At 49.7% G+C, this 20,234-nt stretch carries 18 protein-coding genes; 8 read left to right on the top strand and 10 right to left on the bottom strand.

Translation table 11 applies throughout. The features are described from left to right. The first annotated feature begins 50 nt into the window (after positions 1 to 50). Entirely contained in the window at positions 51 to 1,160 is a 1,110-nt protein-coding gene (gene ycbX, locus QUF14_RS05540) for a 6-N-hydroxylaminopurine resistance protein YcbX (protein WP_000224277.1), read from the top strand. Here ycbX and zapC read toward each other — a convergent pair. The 9 genes from zapC to QUF14_RS05495 form a co-directional block, all read right to left on the bottom strand. Continuing rightward, positions 1,157 to 1,699 carry a cell division protein ZapC gene (gene zapC / locus QUF14_RS05535; protein WP_001295353.1) on the bottom strand — a complete coding sequence of 181 codons (543 nt, stop codon included), beginning with the start codon at positions 1,697 to 1,699 and terminating at the stop codon, positions 1,157 to 1,159. The genes ycbX and zapC overlap by 4 nt on opposite strands. Before the next feature lie 173 nt (positions 1,700 to 1,872). Then, positions 1,873 to 2,883, bottom strand: a complete 1,011-nt coding sequence (gene pyrD / locus QUF14_RS05530) for a quinone-dependent dihydroorotate dehydrogenase (protein WP_001305914.1) — start codon at positions 2,881 to 2,883, stop codon at positions 1,873 to 1,875. A 110-nt stretch (positions 2,884 to 2,993) separates the two neighbouring features. Beyond that, a complete protein-coding gene (locus tag QUF14_RS05525) occupies positions 2,994 to 3,731 on the bottom strand; it encodes a fimbrial chaperone (protein WP_001111444.1) in 738 nt (245 codons plus the stop codon). After that, on the bottom strand, positions 3,697 to 4,170 hold the full coding sequence (locus QUF14_RS05520) for a fimbrial protein (protein ID WP_072156976.1): 474 nt from the start codon (positions 4,168 to 4,170) through the stop codon (positions 3,697 to 3,699). Before QUF14_RS05520 ends, QUF14_RS05525 begins: the two co-directional genes overlap by 35 nt. A 48-nt stretch (positions 4,171 to 4,218) precedes the next feature. Next, complete coding sequence (locus tag QUF14_RS05515; protein WP_000730626.1) at positions 4,219 to 4,761, bottom strand: fimbrial protein; 543 nt, start codon at positions 4,759 to 4,761, stop codon at positions 4,219 to 4,221. A gap of 11 nt (positions 4,762 to 4,772) precedes the next feature. Then, positions 4,773 to 5,843 (bottom strand): fimbrial protein, encoded by a 1,071-nt coding sequence (locus QUF14_RS05510; RefSeq protein WP_001165643.1) that lies wholly within the window; start codon positions 5,841 to 5,843, stop codon positions 4,773 to 4,775. After that, positions 5,834 to 8,434, bottom strand: a complete 2,601-nt coding sequence (locus QUF14_RS05505; protein WP_000286342.1) for a fimbrial biogenesis usher protein — start codon at positions 8,432 to 8,434, stop codon at positions 5,834 to 5,836. Before QUF14_RS05505 ends, QUF14_RS05510 begins: the two co-directional genes overlap by 10 nt. Before the next feature lie 24 nt (positions 8,435 to 8,458). Next, positions 8,459 to 9,160: a fimbrial biogenesis chaperone gene (locus QUF14_RS05500; protein ID WP_000845153.1), complete on the bottom strand. Its 702-nt coding sequence runs from the start codon at positions 9,158 to 9,160 to the stop codon at positions 8,459 to 8,461. 82 nt (positions 9,161 to 9,242) lie between these two features. Further along, entirely contained in the window at positions 9,243 to 9,782 is a 540-nt protein-coding gene (locus QUF14_RS05495; protein WP_000750288.1) for a fimbrial protein, read from the bottom strand. A gap of 355 nt (positions 9,783 to 10,137) precedes the next feature. Between QUF14_RS05495 and ssuE the strand changes: the two genes are divergently transcribed. From ssuE to ssuB, 5 genes are read left to right on the top strand one after another with little or no spacing between them, the layout of a single operon-like run. Further along, positions 10,138 to 10,713, top strand: a complete 576-nt coding sequence (ssuE, locus tag QUF14_RS05490) for an NADPH-dependent FMN reductase (protein ID WP_001263950.1) — start codon at positions 10,138 to 10,140, stop codon at positions 10,711 to 10,713. Then, entirely contained in the window at positions 10,706 to 11,665 is a 960-nt protein-coding gene (gene ssuA / locus QUF14_RS05485; RefSeq protein ID WP_001226256.1) for an aliphatic sulfonate ABC transporter substrate-binding protein SsuA, read from the top strand. Before ssuE ends, ssuA begins: the two co-directional genes overlap by 8 nt. After that, positions 11,662 to 12,807, top strand: coding sequence for an FMNH2-dependent alkanesulfonate monooxygenase (ssuD, locus tag QUF14_RS05480; RefSeq protein WP_000055956.1), 1,146 nt, complete (start codon positions 11,662 to 11,664; stop codon positions 12,805 to 12,807). The genes ssuA and ssuD overlap by 4 nt, the downstream gene beginning before the upstream one ends. Positions 12,808 to 12,818: 11 nt before the next feature. Next, on the top strand, positions 12,819 to 13,610 hold the full coding sequence (gene ssuC / locus QUF14_RS05475; protein ID WP_000235184.1) for an aliphatic sulfonate ABC transporter permease SsuC: 792 nt from the start codon (positions 12,819 to 12,821) through the stop codon (positions 13,608 to 13,610). Next, on the top strand, positions 13,607 to 14,374 hold the full coding sequence (gene ssuB, locus QUF14_RS05470) for an aliphatic sulfonates ABC transporter ATP-binding protein (protein ID WP_001090518.1): 768 nt from the start codon (positions 13,607 to 13,609) through the stop codon (positions 14,372 to 14,374). Before ssuC ends, ssuB begins: the two co-directional genes overlap by 4 nt. Before the next feature lie 205 nt (positions 14,375 to 14,579). Here the strand turns inward: ssuB and pepN are convergent, their stop codons facing one another. Next, positions 14,580 to 17,192: an aminopeptidase N gene (gene pepN / locus QUF14_RS05465; RefSeq protein WP_000193808.1), complete on the bottom strand. Its 2,613-nt coding sequence runs from the start codon at positions 17,190 to 17,192 to the stop codon at positions 14,580 to 14,582. Between the two features lie 265 nt (positions 17,193 to 17,457). Here pepN and pncB point away from each other — a divergent pair, with 265 nt between their 5' ends. Together pncB and asnS are read left to right on the top strand one after the other, a co-directional pair. Beyond that, positions 17,458 to 18,660, top strand: a complete 1,203-nt coding sequence (pncB, locus tag QUF14_RS05460; protein WP_001354882.1) for a nicotinate phosphoribosyltransferase — start codon at positions 17,458 to 17,460, stop codon at positions 18,658 to 18,660. 168 nt (positions 18,661 to 18,828) lie between these two features. Next, positions 18,829 to 20,229 carry an asparagine--tRNA ligase gene (gene asnS, locus QUF14_RS05455; protein ID WP_000117881.1) on the top strand — a complete coding sequence of 467 codons (1,401 nt, stop codon included), beginning with the start codon at positions 18,829 to 18,831 and terminating at the stop codon, positions 20,227 to 20,229. Positions 20,230 to 20,234: the final 5 nt, after the last annotated feature.

The raw sequence follows: 20,234 nt of genomic DNA, 5'->3' as shown, positions 1-20,234 counted from the left end.
GCGCGTCATGTCATAAAGTTGAGGGCTTATTTTCATTTGAGGACCGCACCGTGGCGACATTAACCCGGCTTTTTATTCATCCTGTTAAATCGATGCGCGGCATTGGTCTTACACATGCTCTGGCAGATGTCAGTGGTCTGGCCTTCGATCGCATCTTTATGATCACGGAACCTGACGGTACGTTTATTACCGCTCGCCAGTTTCCCCAGATGGTACGGTTTACTCCTTCACCTGTGCATGATGGCTTGCATCTCACCGCACCAGATGGCAGTAGCGCATATGTTCGTTTTGCTGATTTCGCCACACAAGACGCACCAACCGAAGTTTGGGGCACACATTTTACCGCGCGAATTGCGCCAGACGCGATCAACAAATGGTTAAGTGGATTTTTCTCCCGCGAAGTGCAATTGCGCTGGGTGGGGCCACAAATGACCCGGCGCGTGAAACGCCACAACACTGTACCTCTGTCATTTGCTGATGGCTATCCTTACCTTCTTGCTAACGAAGCCTCGTTACGTGATCTCCAACAACGTTGTCCGGCCAGTGTAAAAATGGAGCAATTCCGCCCAAATCTGGTGGTTTCCGGCGCGTCAGCCTGGGAAGAAGATAGCTGGAAAGTGATTCGTATTGGTGATGTGGTGTTTGATGTGGTTAAACCTTGTAGCCGCTGTATTTTCACCACCGTCAGTCCAGAAAAAGGGCAAAAACATCCGGCAGGCGAACCATTAAAAACATTGCAATCTTTCCGTACTGCCCAGGATAACGGCGATGTCGATTTTGGTCAGAATTTAATTGCCCGTAATAGCGGCGTGATTCGCGTTGGCGATGAGGTGGAAATTCTGGCAACGGCTCCGGCTAAAATTTACGGCGCAGCTGCCGCTGATGATACCGTCAACATCACGCAACAAACGGACGCAAATGTAGATATTGACTGGCAGGGACAGGCATTTCGTGGAAATAACCAACAGGTGCTGCTGGAGCAATTAGAAAATCAGGGAATTCGTATCCCTTATTCTTGTCGCGCGGGCATTTGTGGAAGCTGCCGTGTTCAGCTTTTAGAAGGCGAAGTCACACCGCTCAAAAAATCAGCAATCAGCAATGATGGCACCATTCTTTGCTGTAGTTGTGTGCCGAAGACTGCGCTTAAACTAGCGCGTTAAACTGCCTGTTCGAGGCTGAAACTGTCAACATTAACCTGCGGTTTCAGCCTGTCATTCATGATTTTGATGGCGTCCCCCAACTGCATCGCGCGACCCGCAATAACAACGCAGGGTTGTGCCAGCAGGCACAGTGCGGCATTTTCGCCAGATTCAACGACCAGCAAATTGACTTGCTCGTGAGTGTCGCTCAACCAAACGCAGGCCGCATCGCCCGGCATGGGCACCCACATTTCACCATGGGAAACAAAATGCCAGCTTTTCGGCATTTGCGGTTTGAGATAACGAATTGCTACCAGCGCATTAAGCACCAGTTCGGCTTTTTGTTCTTTAGATAAATTAAAATCTCGGCATTTTTCTTCAAATGAGAAATAGAGCGCGGCGTCGTCAACGCAAAAGCCTGCGGGAGAAAAGGCATCTGGAGTCAACATTTTGCGCGCAAAACGTGAGCGAAATAGCATACCATTGGCTAAATCGAGCATCATTCGATCGTGCTCTTCATCGTAATACCAACGCCAGTTATCGTCTGGTTTAATTCGCATTTGCCTCTCCCCTATCCTATAAAACCGCAGCAACACAATCCATTGTCGCTTCGCTTAATAACCTCAACAATAAAAGTACAAAATGTCTAAATAAGCAACAGCGATGAATATAAAACAACCAGGGCTGAAAATAAAGCCCTGATTATCTTATAAAGAGGAATTCGAAGAAATAATTAGATATGGGTAACAATTTCTTTAATCAGCGGCGGACCTTTAAAAATAAAACCAGAATAAATTTGCACCAGTGAGGCCCCCGCAGCAATCTTTTCACGCGCAGCGATAACCGAGTCAATGCCGCCAACACCGATGATCGGTAAGCGACCGTTTAATTCCTGTGACAAGCGGCGAATAATTTCTGTGCTTTTTAACTGAAGCGGACGACCACTTAAGCCACCGGTTTGATCACAATTTTTCATTCCCTGAACCAGAGAACGATCGAGCGTGGTATTGGTTGCAATAACGCCATCAATATTATGGCGAACTAAACTATCGGCAACCTGGATCAATTCTTCTTCAGAAAGATCCGGCGCGATCTTCACTGCGATCGGCACATATTTATGGTGCATCGCTTGCAAATCATTTTGCTTATTTTTAATCGCGGTTAAGAGATCATCCAGCGCTTCTCCATATTGCAGTGTGCGTAGTCCTGGGGTATTCGGCGATGAAATATTGATGGCGATATATCCCGCATAAGCATAGATTTTTTCCATACAAATCAGATAGTCATCTTTACCCTGCTCCACCGGCGTATCTTTATTTTTGCCGATGTTAATACCCAGGACGCCATCATAATGGGCTTTTTTTACGTTCTCTACGAGGTTATCAACGCCAAGATTATTAAAGCCCATACGGTTGATCAAACCTTCGGCATCTACCAGACGAAAGAGACGCGGCTTGTCATTACCTGGCTGTGGACGTGGCGTGACGGTACCGATCTCGATAGATCCAAACCCCATCGCGCCTAACGCGTCAATGCACTCCCCGTCTTTATCAAGACCGGCTGCCAGACCAAGCGGATTTTTAAACGTCAGGCCCATGCAGTTAACAGGTTTCGCAGGCACTTTCTGCCGCACCAGTGCTTCAAACGGCGTTCCTGTAATACGGCGTAATTGCTGAAAAGTAAACTCATGAGCGCGCTCTGGATCGAGCTGGAAAAGGGCTTTACGAACGAAGGGGTAGTACATGAACTCTCCTGGATTCCCGGTGTGCAAACCGGGGGCGTATTATGTGCGAGTTCGGACCAAAAGGGAATTGACCTGCGGCAAAAAAAACGCAAACGTTTTCAGAACCTGTTTCAGGGCAGATCTTGCTCCTTCTTTGCACTCAAACCGCCGTAATCATTTATCGCCCGCCAGGCGACATGACACGGTGCTATTGCCTGACACCAGCTTGTCTGACGCTGGCTTTTAGGCGGTACAACTCCCGCATTACTTAACGCTTTACCATTTACGCTCACCTGAATCAGGTTAATATAGTACGGCGTTGGGTTAGTGAGTTGCAAACCCTGCGAATTCCGTGACCAGCGTAATTGTTGATAAGCTTCCAGCGGGTCGCCCGGCAAACCTTCGGGTCGCCAGAACAGTTTAAATACCGAGCGCATCGCTACTTTTACATTCTGATTTTCTACTTTGCCGGATGGCACGCTGGCAATGTTTAGTTCAAATAGCGTTTCGCGATCCACAGGCAACATGTCACTTTCCGTTCTCAGTAAGCGCAATGTGCCTGTAGTACTTGGCTTCAGAAAAACAAGCGGCGGAGCGGCCAGTAATGGTACTGGCACTGTCGACGCTTCACCCCCGGCCCAACGAGTTGAGCGATTGATTTTACTGTTAATAAGCCAGGATTCCTGACTGGTATTAGTCAGTGAGATAGATATCGATTCTCTGTGTGCCGGGAAGATAAATCGCGTTCCTCCAACCACCACGCCAGCCTGCAGTTCACCCGCCACCAGCAGCGATAAAACGGCAAAAATAGAGAGCGTCAATCTGTTCCACGGATTAGTCATAATGAAGTACAAATGTCGCGCTGGCATTTACTTTACCCGACTGCACATCGCTATTGACAGGTCGCAATTGCGCATAAAAAGTTAATGGCACCTTACCACTGTGTAAGATGTAGTCTTTACTCGCCTGGTTAAGCGGAATCAATATCTTCGCATCATCCAGAATCGCAATCGCTAACCCACTGGCGGTATCCGTACCACTTTCAATGGACAACATTTCGCTCTTCATTCCGTCGGGTGTTCCTGAAAAAGTGACGTCAACGGTGCTGACATCTGTTCCGCAATCCTGCAAATTAATGATGAAAGATTTCTCCGGGCCATAATTCCCATGAGAAAAACGTGTCAGTGAGACATCGCCTAACTGCACATTGCTTTGCTTGCTATCCTGTGCAAGCACGCATGTATTACGGCGAAACGATCCGCTGATGTTAACCGTGCCATCATGGGCAAACACCTCACAGCTCCCCATCCATCCCACCAGGCACAGAATCCAGATTATTCGTTTCAACGTCACTCCTTACTGATAAACCAGATCAAAATAGAGAACCGCCGTCGCATTACCGCCCGTTGCTCCCGCCTTAGTGGACTTATAACGAAGTTGATATTTGAGTGTGTTATCCCCCGCTTTTAAAGGTGTAGGAGGTTGGACCTGATTGAGCGGGATTTCTTGTTGACTTTGCGCATCAAGAATTTGCACAGCAATCCCCGTTGCCATACCACCACTTCCGTCTGTGTCAGTTAGTTTGAGTAGTGTCGGCGCAAGGGGGTCAGCCTCGCCGCTAAAAAGGACGTCCGCGCCAGCAATACCAGCGGCACAACCGGTGATATCGATACTCAAATCAGCAGCAGTGCTTACGGTATTCGCGGTCTGAAAATCACTGATATTAAAATCACCAATATGAATATTTTGTAATGCGCTTTTGGTGGCGACATCACAGCCCTGATCGACCACATTACCATAAATATGCATACTGACTTGTTCAGGCCCAGCCATCCCTACATGGGAGTTAAGAAGGCTAAAGAACAAGATAACGCACTGAGATATAGTTTTTTTCTTCATACGTTCACGCGTTAATCAAAATTTATTCTCACCGTTGCTGTGGCTTCAAATCTCCCGGTTTCTGGTGGTACGCCAGTCGTACTGACCGGATAGACATTAATTCGCGCGATACTGTCTGCATCATCAGGAATAGAGAGCGGTAGTGTTCCACCAGCAGGGGAAATTATGTTGTTCTGAGTATCAGTTACCACAATACCCACACCAGGACGTGAGGTCTTAATCGACTGGGAATAACTTGGATCTGAGGTTGCCGTCAGACTCAGATTGACGTTAACTAACCCAGCGTTTCCAGTGTTACACCTAACTGGGATTGTGAGTTCTGCCGTTCTGGCCCCAAGGGGTTTATGCCCCACAACACGGAAATTAGCAGCAAAGACATCACCTAAATCAACTTCAATTGTCTCTCCGGCATTAACGGAACATGAGCCAAGCGAATTGATCGTGCCAGACAGGTAATACACCAAAACCGGTGTGCCTGTTGTCGTACAGGAATCACCTGCGGGTATATTGTAACACTCATATAATCGCGCCAGCGCCATAGGAGGAATGGTGACCGAGCCAATGAAAGGCTGCAATATTTTCAGGGAAAAGCTACCGCTATTACCGCTAGCCCCCTGACCGCCTAAACGTTGGCCGCCGGGGTCGCAAATATGCCATCGGGTATCGGCCCCAGTACCCACGTTTTCGAAAGGAACCGCTGTAGGAGAACTGCCTTTAACCTGCAATAAAACTTTGGCGGCAAGATAGTCATTAATTTTGTACCAGTTGTCACCTAAATAGACTAACGGTGAATCCGCGGCGAATGCCCATCGACCATTTCTGACATTGTCTTTATCGCAATCACAGGAAACATAATAATCATTCGATTCGTTCCACTGATAAAATTTGTCTTTAACTACCCCAGCAGTATTTTCTTCTTCCTCCAGGGTTTTAACGCCCAAATTGACGCCAATATACGGATTCCCCTGAGTAGTATGACACTGCCCGCTATAAGCAGCAGCTTGAACGCACCATAGCATTAAGACGGCGGCAAAAAATAGTCGTAGTAATGACATGCATTTTTCTCCAAAGATTATCTGCATATGGCATTCATTCGCGTAATCGCAGCGTTAATTTGTTGTTCGGTAAGCTCGTAACTGATATGACAAATTTGATCGGGAGCTTCGCCCCAGCGTACAGTTATAGCTCCCTGAGCAGGCAAACCGGACATATAGAGCGAGCCATCATCATCAATTATGCCGCTATTAGTCTGTATGCCGTCCAGCGTCGCTATCGCGCCAAAAGGCAGCGGTATACCCTGCTTTAATGTTTTCATTAATACCCTTGCCCCCGCATGGGCATTGAACTCCGCCAGAACCAACGCCCCTTTGGTGGGAACCACGTTTACTACTGCATTTTCAAGATCCACGTTACGTTTTAACGAAGCCGCATCAAGTACGATTCGATTTTCCCGATAAGAAGTGGCATAAGGAACAACGGTATATCCGCGCCAGTCAGTTTTCAGCCCGGTGCTATTCGCCACACGAGTATTCTCCGCGCCTGGTGCTGCAATCAGAACGTTCGTCTCCCCCAGTGATTGCCCCAGGGTAATGCCCTGTGAATGGGCAACTAAACTGCCTGAAAGAGCGTAGTTCAGTTGTTGTTGACTGCCATTATCGCTGTAGTTGTAGCCCACTCGGGCATCCGCAAACGCCCCTTTGTAGTCCATGCTGGCGCTACCATTTGCCGTTTTCCCCTCGCTGTTATATCCCTGCTGGACGCTGTAGCTCAGGTTACCGTCATCGAGTAGTGTCTCCGTTAAACCCAGGTTTTGTGTAGTGTGCCCTTCGTTATCGATACTGGTGTTAGAGGTCATCCAGGCGTAATTTTTTTTCCTGGTATAGCTATCATTACTTCTGGGGAGCAACAGATTGAGCGGCAGGGAAAAATTAAGTGCAAACACCTGATCAGCATCAGGTTGGCCACGGGACTTACTGTAGTTCCAGGAAACGCCCAGTGAGAGATCTTTAATTTGCGTGTTGAAGCCAAACTGTAATAGCCGATCCTGTTGATCGGTATGCCAGTATGTTTGCTGGCTACCACTTAAATAAAACGAACCGTACTCGCCTAATTGCTGGGAAATATTAACCTGCAGTTTGCCACGTTTGGTGTAAAACAAATTGTAATAACGCGACCACAGCGGCATATCTTCATCATCACCATCATTAAATTCGTAGCCATCCATATGTTTATACATAGTGTCGGAAAGGGTGTAGAAACCCGAAGTCGAATAGCGGTAGCCCATCAATTGAAAGTTGGTGCCCAAATGGTTGAGCGTTTTGGCATACAGAAAACGATATGACTGCCCTTTATGTTCACTTTGGTCTGCCAGCGTACTCTTCGCCTGGGTCGCATCGAACGAAATTGCTCCGAAATCGCCGAGGTTAAATCCCAGACCAAACATGGCGGCACGGTAATATTCAGCATATTGTCCACCACCATACCAGGTCGTTCCCCACGGTCCGCCCCACTGCAGCGTGGCCTGAGCAAATTTACTTTCTTGCTGGTCATTACTATTGGTTCTATATTTCGCCAGTGTCACCGCATATTTGATTCGCCCCTGACGCTGGAGCAATGGCACGCTGGAAAAGGGCACGCTGTAACTATTGACGCTGCCATCAGATTCTTTGATTTCAACCAACAAATCACCGCTCGACGACGTGGAATAGAGATCACTAATTTCAAAAGCGCCAGGCGATACATAAGTTTGGTAAATGGTGTAACCATTTTGCTTAATCGTTATCTGGGCATTGCTTTTGGCGATACCACGTACCAAAGGCGCAAATCCTTTCAGGCTGTCTGGCAGCATGTTGTCATCTGACGCCAGCTGTACGCCACGAAAGCTGACGCTATCAAAAAAATCGCCTGCGGTATAATCATCACCGACGGTCAGTTCGCCTTTTAGTGGAATAACCGCCCGCTGTAAATAGCTGCTGAGATTCTTCCATTCTGCGGTTTGCCCGCTACTACGACTCCACGTGGAATAATTGCGCAATCGCCACGGACCTAAATTCACGCCACTGTTTAGATTAAGAAAATAGCTATCTGTGGAATCACTGTCTGTACTGCTATGAATACTGTTAGCCCCGCTAAATGAATATCCCAGTAATAGTGCGTTGATCCCTTCATCCCAGCGTTCAGGGGGAACATAGCCACGAGCATTACTTTTGATGGCGATTTGCGGTACTGAAATTTCCAGACGGAGTTTATTCACATTAAAAGTTACGCTGGCATCCGGAATAATCTCCGCCAATGGTGCACACGCTTGTTTGTCAAGTTGTTTAAAAGCTGGAAACGCATCAGTATTCATACCCATTGCATCCAGGTTTTCAGTAGTCAAACAGGCGGCAATCCCCTTCTCTGGCGTTATCTCAACAAAATTGACGTTGCGCGTATCTACAATTGTCTGATTCAGAACAATATCGACACGATAAACCCCTGGCGTTATTTTTTGTCCTTTTTCGAAACGGGACAAATCGGCCACCATTGAGGGATCATCTTTGAAAAAAGCAGGATCGAACCAGGTTTCAGCTTGTGCAGTAAACACTGCCGACACAAACACCACCAGCCCGCCAATAAACGATGGCACTCCACCAGAGCTTAACAGGCTGTGTTGTCGGTGAGTTCTATACATCTCGCTCTCTTAACTGAAGACGGCTTACGATTTACAGTTGAGTTGCGGCGTTTCCGCCCCGTAGTCATTGATGGTTCGGTACGTTACGCGACTGTTTTGAGCACCCTTTGGCAGAGGGAATTGGTATTTATCAAATGGGGAGATCATTTGATTTTTAACTACTTTTCCACCTATTTTCAGGTCTGTCAGGGTAATGAAATAAGGTGTTGGGTTACTGACCGTAACTATGTCAGCTGACGAAGTGCAACGCAGTTTCGCCGGAGCCTCGGCTAAGGGATACGCTAAACCTTTTGGTCGCCAGAAAAGTTTGATGACGCTTTGTGTGGCAATCTTCAGGGTATTGCCTTCTTCCCGCTTCGTTGTTGAAGGGACTGCCCGTACGCTGGTGAAGAAAAGGGTTTCTCTGTCTTTCGCCAATGGCGCACCAATGTACATAATGCGTAACAGATTCTCATTTGCCGGATTCAAGACAAATAGCGGTGGTGTTATAATAAAATCCGCTGATTTTTTATTAACTGGTGTCATCACCCAAGACTGAATAAGATAAGAAACATCCGGACTGGTGTTACGTACACCAAGTGAAATTTGCTCTTCACCTTCTGAATAAACAAGACGTGTTGCTGCAAGTCCAATCCCGCCTTTACCTGCCGCCCATGCGGATGAACAGCTAAGTAATATTGCTGTTAAACTTACGGTCACAATTCCCTTTGTTATGCAAGTTTTCATATATAGTCACTCTTAAAAAATATGAATGTCCCCTCCAGAACACTGGAGGGGGACTAATTAATAAAACAATTAATGTTTTATATTAATAATAGTTAATATGGAAGTTTGTTACCGCATTAACATTACCTGAAGTGGCTTTACCCGTAGCGATATAATCAACTTTAAAGGTCAACGTCTGATCTCCATTCTGCAACAAAATGTTCCCGGTTTCTGTGTCTGGCTTGATGGTCGTTGTGCCATCATTCATGTACATTTGCAGGGCCACGTTTGTAGCAGCATCAGAAGAGGCCTGATTAGCAAACGCTGTAATCTGCGTAGTATCCGCAGTGCCATTAAAGGTGAACGTTGCATTTTTTGTTACGGTAATATCACAATCTGTTAATTCGATTGGCACATCAGTTTGTACCCCAGATACCTGGCCATTGCTTTGCAACTTCGTAGCACTAACATCTGGCAAAGTCACCACGGAATCTTTCATCGCAGCTACCAGCGTACACGCTGGGGCAATGACTTTACCATTAAATGTTACTGAGCCATCCGTGATAGCATTATCATCAGCAGCCATAACACTGGACGTTGCACATACCACAGTTATAAACGCCGTCAATACACTTTTTTTCATCGTTATCATCCTGATCTTTTCGTAAATATGATAATGCCTTTAAATGACATTAGACTTAATAATAACAATAACTGTCCGCCATTTAAATCAAGCATACTTAATCCAATAAGTGACAAATCGTTAATTTATAGATTTCATGAATATATTCTTATTGCCTGAACGAGTAATTCATTGATTCAACATCGAATGAACATCCAATAAATAAATACACGTGATATATATCCCTCAATCCTTAGTTTATTTTTAGAAAAAGATACACAAATTTTATATTTGGCATTTTCTTGTCTTTCCGACAAACTGACAGAATTGTTATCAAAGTAAAGAATAAAAGAACAGTTGGTTATAAGGAGGGAGTATGCGTGTCATCACCCTGGCGGGGAGTCCTCGTTTTCCTTCTCGCTCCAGTTCTTTGCTGGAATATGCGCGGGAAAAACTGAATAACCTGGATGTCGAGGTTTATCACTGGAATCTGCAAAACTTCGCCCCGGAGGATCTGCTCTATGCCCGTTTCGATAGTCCGGCCCTGAAAACTTTTACCGAACAGCTGCAACAGGCCGATGGGTTAATTGTCGCCACACCTGTGTATAAGGCCGCCTATTCCGGAGCGCTGAAAACCCTGCTCGATCTGCTGCCAGAACGTGCGTTGCAAGACAAAGTGGTACTGCCGCTGGCAACGGGCGGTACAGTGGCTCACCTTCTGGCGGTCGATTACGCGCTTAAACCGGTATTAAGCGCGCTGAAAGCCCAGGAGATCCTGCACGGCGTGTATGCCGATGACTCACAGGTGATTGATTACCAACATAAACCACAGTTCACGCCGAATCTACAAACCCGACTTGATGCCGCGCTCGACACCTTCTGGCAGGCGCTGCACCGCCGCGATGTCCAGGTTCCTGACCTTCTGTCTCTGCGAGGTAACGCCCATGCGTAAGATCATTAAACTGGCGCTGGCGGGATTGCTTAGCGTCTCTACACTCGCGATTGCCGCAGAGTCGTCTCCAGATGCGTTACGTATTGGCTATCAGAAAGGCAGTATTGGTATGGTGCTGGCAAAAAGCCACCAATTATTGGAAAAACGCTATCCGAAAACCCAAATCTCGTGGGTGGAGTTCCCCGCTGGGCCGCAAATGTTGGAAGCGTTAAACGTTGGCAGTATTGATCTCGGCAGTACGGGGGATATTCCGCCAATCTTTGCTCAGGCTGCCGGAGCTGATTTGCTGTACGTGGGCGTCGAACCGCCGAAGCCAAAAGCCGAAGTGATTCTGGTGGCAGAAAACAGTCCGATCAAAACCGTAGCCGATCTTAAAGGTCACAAAGTTGCCTTTCAGAAAGGTTCCAGCTCGCACAATCTTTTACTACGCGCACTACGCCAGGCCGGGCTTAATTTCACGGATATCCAGCCCACTTACCTGACGCCTGCCGATGCCCGCGCCGCGTTCCAGCAAGGTAACGTCGACGCATGGGCTATCTGGGATCCCTACTACTCCGCTGCGTTATTACAGGGCGGCGTGCGGGTGCTGAAAGACGGCACCGATCTCAATCAAACTGGCTCGTTTTATCTGGCTGCCCATCCGTATGCAGAAAAAAACGGCGCATTTATTCAGGGTGTACTGGCAACCTTTAGTGAGGCCGATGCGTTAACCCGCAGCCAGCGCGAGCAAAGCATCGCTTTACTGGCAAAAACGATGGGCTTACCAACGCCGGTGATTGCCTCTTATTTAGATCATCGCCCCCCTACCACCATCAAACCGGTTAACGCCGAGGTTGCCGCCTTACAGCAGCAAACGGCAGATCTGTTTTATGAAAACCGTCTGGTGCCGGAAAAAGTCGATATTCGCCAACGTATCTGGCAGCCCACTCAACTGGAAGGAAAACAATTATGAGTCTGAATATGTTCTGGTTTTTACCGACCCACGGTGACGGGCATTATCTGGGAACGGAAGAAGGTTCACGCCCGGTTGATCACGGTTATCTGCAACAAATTGCACAAGCAGCGGATCGTCTGGGCTATACCGGTGTGCTGATCCCAACGGGGCGCTCCTGCGAAGATGCGTGGCTGGTTGCCGCGTCGATGATCCCGGTGACGCAACGGCTGAAGTTTCTTGTCGCCCTGCGTCCCAGCGTAAACTCTCCTACCGTTGCCGCCCGCCAGGCCGCCACGCTGGATCGTCTCTCTAACGGACGCGCGTTGTTTAATCTGGTCACAGGCAGCGATCCGCAAGAGCTGGCAGGCGACGGCGTATTCCTCGATCATTGCGAGCGTTACGAAGCCTCGTCTGAATTTACACAGGTCTGGCGGCGCTTATTGCAGGGCGAAACCGTCGATTTTAACGGTAAACATATTCATGTACGCGGAGCAAAACTGCTCTTCCCGCCGATTCAACAGCCCTATCCTCCGCTTTACTTTGGCGGCTCGTCAGACGTCGCCCAGGATCTGGCCGCTGAACAGGTTGATCTCTACCTCACCTGGGGCGAACCACCGGCGCTGGTAAAAGAGAAGATCGCGCAAGTGCGGGCGAAAGCTGCCGCACATGGACGCAAAATTCGTTTCGGTATTCGCCTGCACGTGATTGTCCGCGAAACTAACGACGAAGCGTGGCAGGCCGCTAAGCGCTTAATCTCCCATCTTGATGATGAGACCATCGCTAAAGCACAAGCCGCGTTTGCCCGCACCGATTCCGTGGGGCAACAGCGAATGGCGGCGCTACATAACGGCAAGCGCGACAATCTGGAGATCAGCCCCAATTTATGGGCAGGCGTTGGCTTAGTGCGCGGCGGTGCCGGGACGGCGTTGGTGGGCGATGGTCCGACGGTCGCCGCGCGAATCAACGAATACGCTGCGCTTGGCATCGACAGCTTTGTGCTTTCTGGTTATCCGCATCTGGAAGAAGCGTATCGGGTCGGCGAGTTGTTGTTCCCACATCTGGATATTGCCATTCCGGAAATTCCCCAGCCACAACCGCTGAATCCGCAAGGCGAAGCGGTGGCGAATGATTTTATCCCCCGTAAAGTCGCGCAAAGCTAAGGAACAAAATGATGGCAACGCCAGTGAAAAAGTGGTTATTGCGCGTTGCCCCCTGGTTTTTACCGGTGGGCATCGTGGCGGTGTGGCAACTGGCCTCCTCAGTTGGCTGGCTGTCGACGCGTATTTTGCCCTCTCCGGAAGGAGTGATGACGGCGTTCTGGACGCTCTCCGCCAGCGGCGAATTGTGGCAACATCTGGCGATCAGCTCCTGGCGGGCGTTGATTGGATTTTCAATTGGCGGATCGCTGGGGTTGATTCTGGGACTGATAAGCGGACTGTCGCGCTGGGGAGAAAGGCTGCTGGATACCTCAATTCAGATGTTGCGCAACGTGCCGCATCTGGCGCTGATCCCGCTGGTGATTTTGTGGTTTGGCATTGATGAATCCGCAAAAATCTTTCTGGTGGCGCTCGGCACGCTATTCCCCATTTATATCAACACCTGGCACGGCATCCGTAATATCGATCGCGGTCTGGTGGAAATGGCGCGTAGCTATGGATTATCCGGCATACCGCTGTTTATCCATGTGATCCTGCCTGGTGCCCTGCCCTCAATTATGGTCGGCGTACGTTTTGCGTTGGGCCTGATGTGGCTGACGCTGATTGTTGCCGAAACTATTTCTGCCAATTCCGGCATTGGTTATCTGGCGATGAATGCGCGGGAGTTTTTGCAAACGGATGTGGTGGTAGTCGCCATTATTCTCTACGCCCTGCTCGGCAAACTTGCTGACGTCAGCGCGCAGCTGTTAGAGCGCCTCTGGCTGCGCTGGAACCCGGCTTATCATTTGAAGGAGGCCACGGTATGAATACTGCTCGTCTGAACCAGGGCACACCCTTGTTACTCAATGCAGTAAGCAAACATTACGCGGAAAATATCGTCCTGAATCAACTGGATTTACATATTCCGGCAGGTCAGTTTGTGGCGGTGGTTGGCCGCAGCGGTGGTGGCAAAAGTACCCTGCTGCGCCTGCTGGCAGGTCTGGAAACGCCAACCGCAGGCGATGTGTTAGCGGGTACCACACCGCTGGCTGAGATTCAGGAAGACACGCGAATGATGTTTCAGGATGCGCGTCTGCTACCGTGGAAATCGGTGATTGATAACGTTGGGTTAGGCCTTAAAGGCCAGTGGCGCGATGCGGCGCGTCGGGTGCTGGCTGCAGTAGGGCTGGAGAATCGCGCGGAGGAATGGCCTGCCGCACTTTCTGGCGGGCAGAAACAGCGTGTGGCGCTGGCAAGAGCGTTGATTCATCGACCGGGTTTATTATTGCTTGATGAACCGCTCGGGGCGCTGGACGCCCTGACTCGGCTCGAGATGCAGGATTTGATTGTGTCACTTTGGCAGGAGCACGGCTTTACCGTACTGTTGGTGACGCATGATGTGAGCGAAGCGGTAGCAATGGCGGACCGGGTGTTGTTAATTGAAGAGGGAAAAATTGGTCTGGATTTGACGGTGGATATCCCCCGTCCGCGCCGATTAGGGTCGGTGCGATTAGCGGAGCTGGAAGCGGAAGTGTTGCAGCGGGTAATGCAGCGTGGGCATTCTGAACAACCGATTCGACGTCATGGTTAATATGCCGGATGTGGCGCACAAAACCAGCGGTTTCAACGGATTGTAGGCCTGATAAGACGCGTCAAGCGTCGCATCAGGCATTTGGGCACGGCTGCCGGATGCGGCGTGAACGCCTTATCCAGCCTACAAAACCAGCATTTTCAACGGACTTGTAGGCCTGATAAGACGCGTCAAGCGTCGCATCCGGCATTTGGGCTCAAAAGTATCAAGCCAGTGCTTTAGTTATCTTCTCGTACAGATCTCCAGAGAGATTTTCCAGCCCTTTCAACTGCTCCAGCGCCGCGCGCATTTTCTCCTGACGTTTGGCATCGTAACGCTTCAGGCGAATCAGCGGTTCAATCAGACGTGAAGCCACCTGCGGGTTACGGCTGTTGAGGTCGGTAAGCATTTCCACCAGGAACTGGTAACCGCTGCCATCTTCGGCATGGAACGCTGCCGGGTTGCTGCCCGCAAATGCCCCAATCAACGAACGAATGCGGTTCGGGTTGCTCATGGTAAATGAGCGATGCTGCAACAGACCACGCACCGTCTCCAGCACATTTGCCGCCGGACTCGTGGCTTGCAGGATAAACCATTTATCCATCACCAGACCGTCCTGATGCCACTTGTCGTCGTACTCCTGCATCAGCGCGTCACGGCATGGCAGCTGTGCGGCAACCGCCGCAGAAAGCGCCGCCAGCGCATCGGTCATATTGTTTGCTTCATGGTACTGCTTGCTTACCAGCACGTCAGCCAGATGCGTTTCACCAAAAGCGAGGAAGCGCAGGCAGGCATTACGCAGAGTGCGTTTTGCAATATCTTCATGCTCAACGCGGTACTCGCTCTGATAATTTGCGTTATAAATAGCCAGCAGCTCATCCGCCAGTTCAGTCGCCAGAGTACGGGTAAGTGCTTCGCGTACTTCGGCAATAGCAATCGGGTCGATGATATCGAACAGTTCCGCCATTTCATTGACGGATGGCAGCGTCAGAATTTCTGCCGCCAGTGCCGGGTCAATCTTCTCATCCAGCAGCACCGCGCGGAAAGCATCGGCAACGTGTGCGGGTAAAGACAATGGTTGACCTTGCTGATGACGGGCGACGTTCAGTTTGATGTAGGTTGCCAGCAGGCTTTGTGCCGCATCCCAGCGGGAGAAATCATTACGCGCATGACGCATCAGGAAGGTCAGTTGCTGATCGCTCCACTTATATTCCAGTTTCACTGGCGCAGAGAATTCACACAGCAGTGCGGGCACCGGCTGGAAGTAGACATTATCAAAGACAAAGGTCTGTTCCGCCTGGGTGACGTTCAGTACCGAATTCACCGGGTGACCGCCTTTCTGCAACGGGATCACTTTGCCTTCGTTGTCATACAGTTCAATGGCAAACGGAATATGCAGCGGCTGTTTTTCTGCCTGATCCGGCGTAGCAGGCGTGCGCTGGCTGATGGTCAGGGTGTACTGCTCGGTTTCCGGATTATAGTCGTCTTTGACGGTCACAACCGGCGTACCGGACTGGCTGTACCAACGGCGGAAATGGGAGAGATCGACATTTGACGCATCTTCCATCGCCTGAACAAAGTCGTCGCAGGTTGCCGCACTGCCATCATGGCGCTCGAAATAGAGCTGCATCCCTTTCTGGAAGTTTTCTTCGCCCAGCAGAGTGTGGATCATGCGAATCACTTCCGCGCCCTTCTCATAAACGGTCAGGGTGTAGAAGTTGTTCATTTCAATAACCATATCCGGGCGGATCGGGTGCGCCATCGGGCTGGCGTCTTCCGCAAACTGCAATCCGCGCATGGTGCGCACGTTGTTGATACGGTTTACTGCGCGGGAACCAAGATCAGAGCTGAATTCCTGATCGCGGAAGACGGTTAAGCCTTCTTTCAGGCTGAGCTGGAACCAGTCGCGGCAGGTCACACGGTTACCGGTCCAGTTATGGAAATATTCATGACCAATAACGCGCTCAATATCGAGATAATCTTTATCGGTCGCGGTATCGATGCGCGCCAGTACATACTTAGAGTTAAAGATGTTAAGACCTTTATTCTCCATTGCGCCCATATTGAAGAAATCCACCGCGACTATCATATAGATGTCGAGGTCATACTCCAGACCGAAGCGTTCTTCATCCCACTTCATGGAATTTTTCAGCGAGGTCATCGCCCACGGTGCACGGTCGAGATTACCACGATCAACATACAGCTCTAGCGCCACTTCGCGACCAGAACGCGTGGTGAAGGTGTCGCGCAGTACATCAAAGTCACCTGCCACCAGCGCAAACAGGTAGCACGGTTTCGGGAACGGGTCCTGCCATTGTACCCAGTGGCGTCCGTTTTCCAGTTCGCCTTGCGCAACGCGGTTACCGTTGGAAAGCAGGAACGGGTATTTGGTTTTATCGGCAATAATTTTGGTGGTAAAACGCGCCAGCACGTCCGGGCGGTCGAGATAATACGTAATATGGCGGAAACCTTCGGCTTCACACTGGGTGCAAAGCGCATCGCCTGACTGATAAAGCCCTTCCAGCGCAGTATTCGCCGCTGGGCTAATTTCATTAACGATCTTGAGCGTAAAACGCTCCGGCAAATTACTGATGACCAGTGCGCCCTCTTCTTCTTTCCAGGCGGTCCACGGCTCATCATTAATATGAACAGAAACCAGTTTAAGATCTTCGCCATCAAGACGAAGCGGAGCATCTGATGCACCATGACGGACAGCCTGGCTGACCGCGGTAACGACCGTCTTTTGCGCGTCCAGGTCAAAGGTCAAGTCAATATCAGTAATCTGGTAATCCGGCGCACGATAATCGTGACGGTATTTGGCTTGTGGCTGTTGAGTCATAAATAACCTTTAGCATCTTTTATAGAGTCTGGTGTTCAGTCTATTCCTGTTGCGTAAATCGCGCTATGCAGAATCTTCATCTTTTCAGGTACAAACGCCTTTATTGCTACATTTTTATAACATACGCAGCGCAATACCATCGACCAGAAAGGTGACATATGGTGTGATCGGGGTTCAATAAATTGCGAAACAAGGTATACTCCAGCAGTTCCTGAAGATGTTTATTGTACTAAACGCTCCTGTACGAGGACGCTACTGCGCACCTATGACACAATTCGCTTCTCCTGTTCTGCACTCGTTGCTGGATACAGATGCTTATAAGTTGCATATGCAGCAAGCCGTGTTTCATCACTATTACGATGTGCATGTCGCGGCGGAGTTTCGTTGCCGAGGTGACGATCTGCTGGGTATTTATGCCGATGCTATTCGTGAACAGGTTCAGGCGATGCAGCATCTGCGCCTGCAGGATGATGAATATCAATGGCTCTCAGCCCTGCCTTTCTTTAAAGCCGACTATCTTAACTGGCTACGCGAGTTCCGCTTTAACCCGGAACAAGTCACCGTGTCCAACGATAATGGCAAGCTGGATATTCGTTTAAGCGGCCCGTGGCGTGAAGTCATCCTCTGGGAAGTTCCTTTGCTGGCGGTTATCAGTGAAATGGTACATCGCTATCGCTCACCGCAGGCCGACGTTGCGCAAGCCCTCGACACGCTGGAAAGCAAATTAGTCGACTTCTCGGCATTAACCGCCGATCTTGATATGTCGCGCTTCCATCTGATGGATTTTGGCACCCGCCGCCGTTTTTCTCGCGAAGTACAAGAAACCATCGTTAAGCGTCTACAACAAGAATCCTGGTTCGTAGGCACCAGTAATTACGATCTGGCGCGTCGGCTTTCCCTCACGCCAATGGGAACACAAGCACACGAATGGTTCCAGGCACATCAGCAAATCAGCCCGGACCTTGCCAACAGCCAGCGAGCTGCACTTGCTGCCTGGCTGGAAGAATATCCTGACCAACTTGGCATTGCGTTAACCGACTGTATTACCATGGATGCGTTCCTGCGAGATTTCGGCGTAGAATTTGCCAGCCGCTATCAGGGCCTGCGTCATGACTCTGGCGACCCGGTTGAATGGGGCGAAAAAGCCATTGCACATTATGAGAAGCTGGGAATTGATCCGCAGAGTAAAACGCTGGTTTTCTCTGACAATCTGGATTTACGCAAAGCGGTTGAGCTATACCGGCACTTCTCCTCCCGTGTGCAATTAAGTTTTGGTATTGGGACTCGCCTGACCTGCGATATCCCCCAGGTAAAACCCCTGAATATTGTCATTAAGCTGGTGGAGTGTAACGGTAAACCGGTGGCGAAACTTTCTGACAGCCCTGGCAAAACTATCTGCCACGATAAAGCGTTTGTTCGGGCGCTGCGCAAAGCGTTCGACCTTCCGCATATTAAAAAAGCCAGTTAATATCATCAGGGAGCTAATCGGCTCCCTTTTTTTACCTTTAATTCCGAAATCTTTCGCTGCATTTGCGAATTCTGCTTGTCTGATTGCAGATGCCAGGTAACATAGGTATCCCCCCATTTACGGGTGGACAAGTGTTTATTTTTTCCGACTATTAACAGAGAGAATATTATGAGCGTTGTGCCTGTAGCCGACGTACTCCAGGGCCGCGTAGCCGTTGACAGCGAAGTCACCGTGCGCGGATGGGTACGTACCCGCCGAGATTCAAAAGCTGGCATCTCCTTCCTCGCCGTTTATGACGGTTCCTGCTTTGATCCTGTACAGGCTGTCATCAATAATTCTCTGCCCAATTACAATGAAGACGTTCTGCGTCTGACCACCGGTTGCTCGGTCATTGTGACGGGTAAAGTCGTGGCATCGCCAGGCCAGGGGCAACAATTTGAAATTCAGGCCAGCAAGGTTGAAGTTGCTGGTTGGGTTGAAGATCCAGACACTTACCCGATGGCGGCAAAACGCCACAGCATTGAGTATCTGCGTGAAGTCGCTCACCTGCGTCCGCGCACAAACCTGATTGGTGCCGTCGCGCGCGTTCGCCATACGCTGGCGCAGGCGCTGCATCGCTTCTTTAACGAGCAGGGATTCTTCTGGGTTTCAACGCCACTGATTACTGCGTCTGATACCGAAGGGGCTGGCGAAATGTTCCGCGTTTCTACGCTGGATCTGGAAAACCTGCCGCGTAACGATCAGGGCAAAGTGGATTTCGACAAAGACTTCTTTGGTAAAGAGTCTTTCCTGACCGTATCTGGCCAGTTGAACGGTGAAACCTACGCTTGCGCATTGTCCAAAATTTATACCTTCGGCCCGACTTTCCGTGCTGAAAACTCCAACACCAGCCGTCACCTGGCGGAATTCTGGATGCTGGAGCCGGAAGTGGCGTTTGCTAACCTGAACGATATCGCGGGTCTGGCTGAAGCCATGCTGAAATATGTCTTCAAAGCGGTTCTCGAAGAACGCGCTGACGACATGAAATTCTTCGCTGAACGCGTAGATAAAGATGCCGTTTCACGTCTGGAACGCTTTATTGAGGCCGATTTCGCGCAGGTGGATTACACCGACGCAGTGACCATTCTCGAAAACTGCGGCAGGAAGTTTGAAAACCCGGTTTACTGGGGCGTCGATCTCTCTTCTGAGCATGAGCGTTATCTGGCAGAAGAACACTTTAAAGCACCGGTAGTGGTTAAAAACTATCCGAAAGATATTAAAGCGTTCTATATGCGCCTTAACGAAGACGGTAAAACCGTTGCGGCTATGGATGTTCTGGCTCCGGGCATCGGTGAAATCATTGGTGGTTCTCAGCGTGAAGAGCGTCTGGACGTGCTGGACGAGCGTATGCTGGAAATGGGCCTGAATAAAGAAGATTACTGGTGGTATCGCGATCTGCGTCGCTACGGTACTGTTCCGCATTCCGGTTTCGGTCTTGGTTTTGAACGCCTGATTGCTTACGTAACTGGCGTGCAAAACGTGCGTGATGTGATTCCGTTCCCACGTACTCCGCGTAACGCCAGCTTCTAATTTAG

Origin of the sequence: Escherichia sp. HH091_1A, from assembly GCF_030295175.1 — a bacterium.
Lineage (GTDB): Bacteria > Pseudomonadota > Gammaproteobacteria > Enterobacterales > Enterobacteriaceae > Escherichia > Escherichia coli_F.
The sequence above is the reverse complement of the archived record's forward strand: the minus strand, read 5'-3'. Positions and strand labels throughout refer to the sequence as shown.

Coding starts and splice junctions, on each gene's coding strand:
- ssuD (WP_000055956.1), top strand. CDS start 11,662: ATGAGTCTGAATATGTTCTGGTTTTTACCGACCCACGGTGACGGGCAT.
- ssuC (WP_000235184.1), top strand. CDS start 12,819: ATGGCAACGCCAGTGAAAAAGTGGTTATTGCGCGTTGCCCCCTGGTTT.
- QUF14_RS05520 (WP_072156976.1), bottom strand. CDS start 4,170: ATGGGGAGCTGTGAGGTGTTTGCCCATGATGGCACGGTTAACATCAGC.
- QUF14_RS05510 (WP_001165643.1), bottom strand. CDS start 5,843: ATGCAGATAATCTTTGGAGAAAAATGCATGTCATTACTACGACTATTT.
- QUF14_RS05500 (WP_000845153.1), bottom strand. CDS start 9,160: ATGAAAACTTGCATAACAAAGGGAATTGTGACCGTAAGTTTAACAGCA.
- asnS (WP_000117881.1), top strand. CDS start 18,829: ATGAGCGTTGTGCCTGTAGCCGACGTACTCCAGGGCCGCGTAGCCGTT.
- pyrD (WP_001305914.1), bottom strand. CDS start 2,883: ATGTACTACCCCTTCGTTCGTAAAGCCCTTTTCCAGCTCGATCCAGAG.
- ssuE (WP_001263950.1), top strand. CDS start 10,138: ATGCGTGTCATCACCCTGGCGGGGAGTCCTCGTTTTCCTTCTCGCTCC.
- QUF14_RS05525 (WP_001111444.1), bottom strand. CDS start 3,731: ATGCCAGCGCGACATTTGTACTTCATTATGACTAATCCGTGGAACAGA.
- QUF14_RS05495 (WP_000750288.1), bottom strand. CDS start 9,782: ATGAAAAAAAGTGTATTGACGGCGTTTATAACTGTGGTATGTGCAACG.
- pepN (WP_000193808.1), bottom strand. CDS start 17,192: ATGACTCAACAGCCACAAGCCAAATACCGTCACGATTATCGTGCGCCG.
- ssuB (WP_001090518.1), top strand. CDS start 13,607: ATGAATACTGCTCGTCTGAACCAGGGCACACCCTTGTTACTCAATGCA.
- QUF14_RS05505 (WP_000286342.1), bottom strand. CDS start 8,434: ATGTATAGAACTCACCGACAACACAGCCTGTTAAGCTCTGGTGGAGTG.
- pncB (WP_001354882.1), top strand. CDS start 17,458: ATGACACAATTCGCTTCTCCTGTTCTGCACTCGTTGCTGGATACAGAT.
- QUF14_RS05515 (WP_000730626.1), bottom strand. CDS start 4,761: ATGAAGAAAAAAACTATATCTCAGTGCGTTATCTTGTTCTTTAGCCTT.
- ssuA (WP_001226256.1), top strand. CDS start 10,706: ATGCGTAAGATCATTAAACTGGCGCTGGCGGGATTGCTTAGCGTCTCT.
- zapC (WP_001295353.1), bottom strand. CDS start 1,699: ATGCGAATTAAACCAGACGATAACTGGCGTTGGTATTACGATGAAGAG.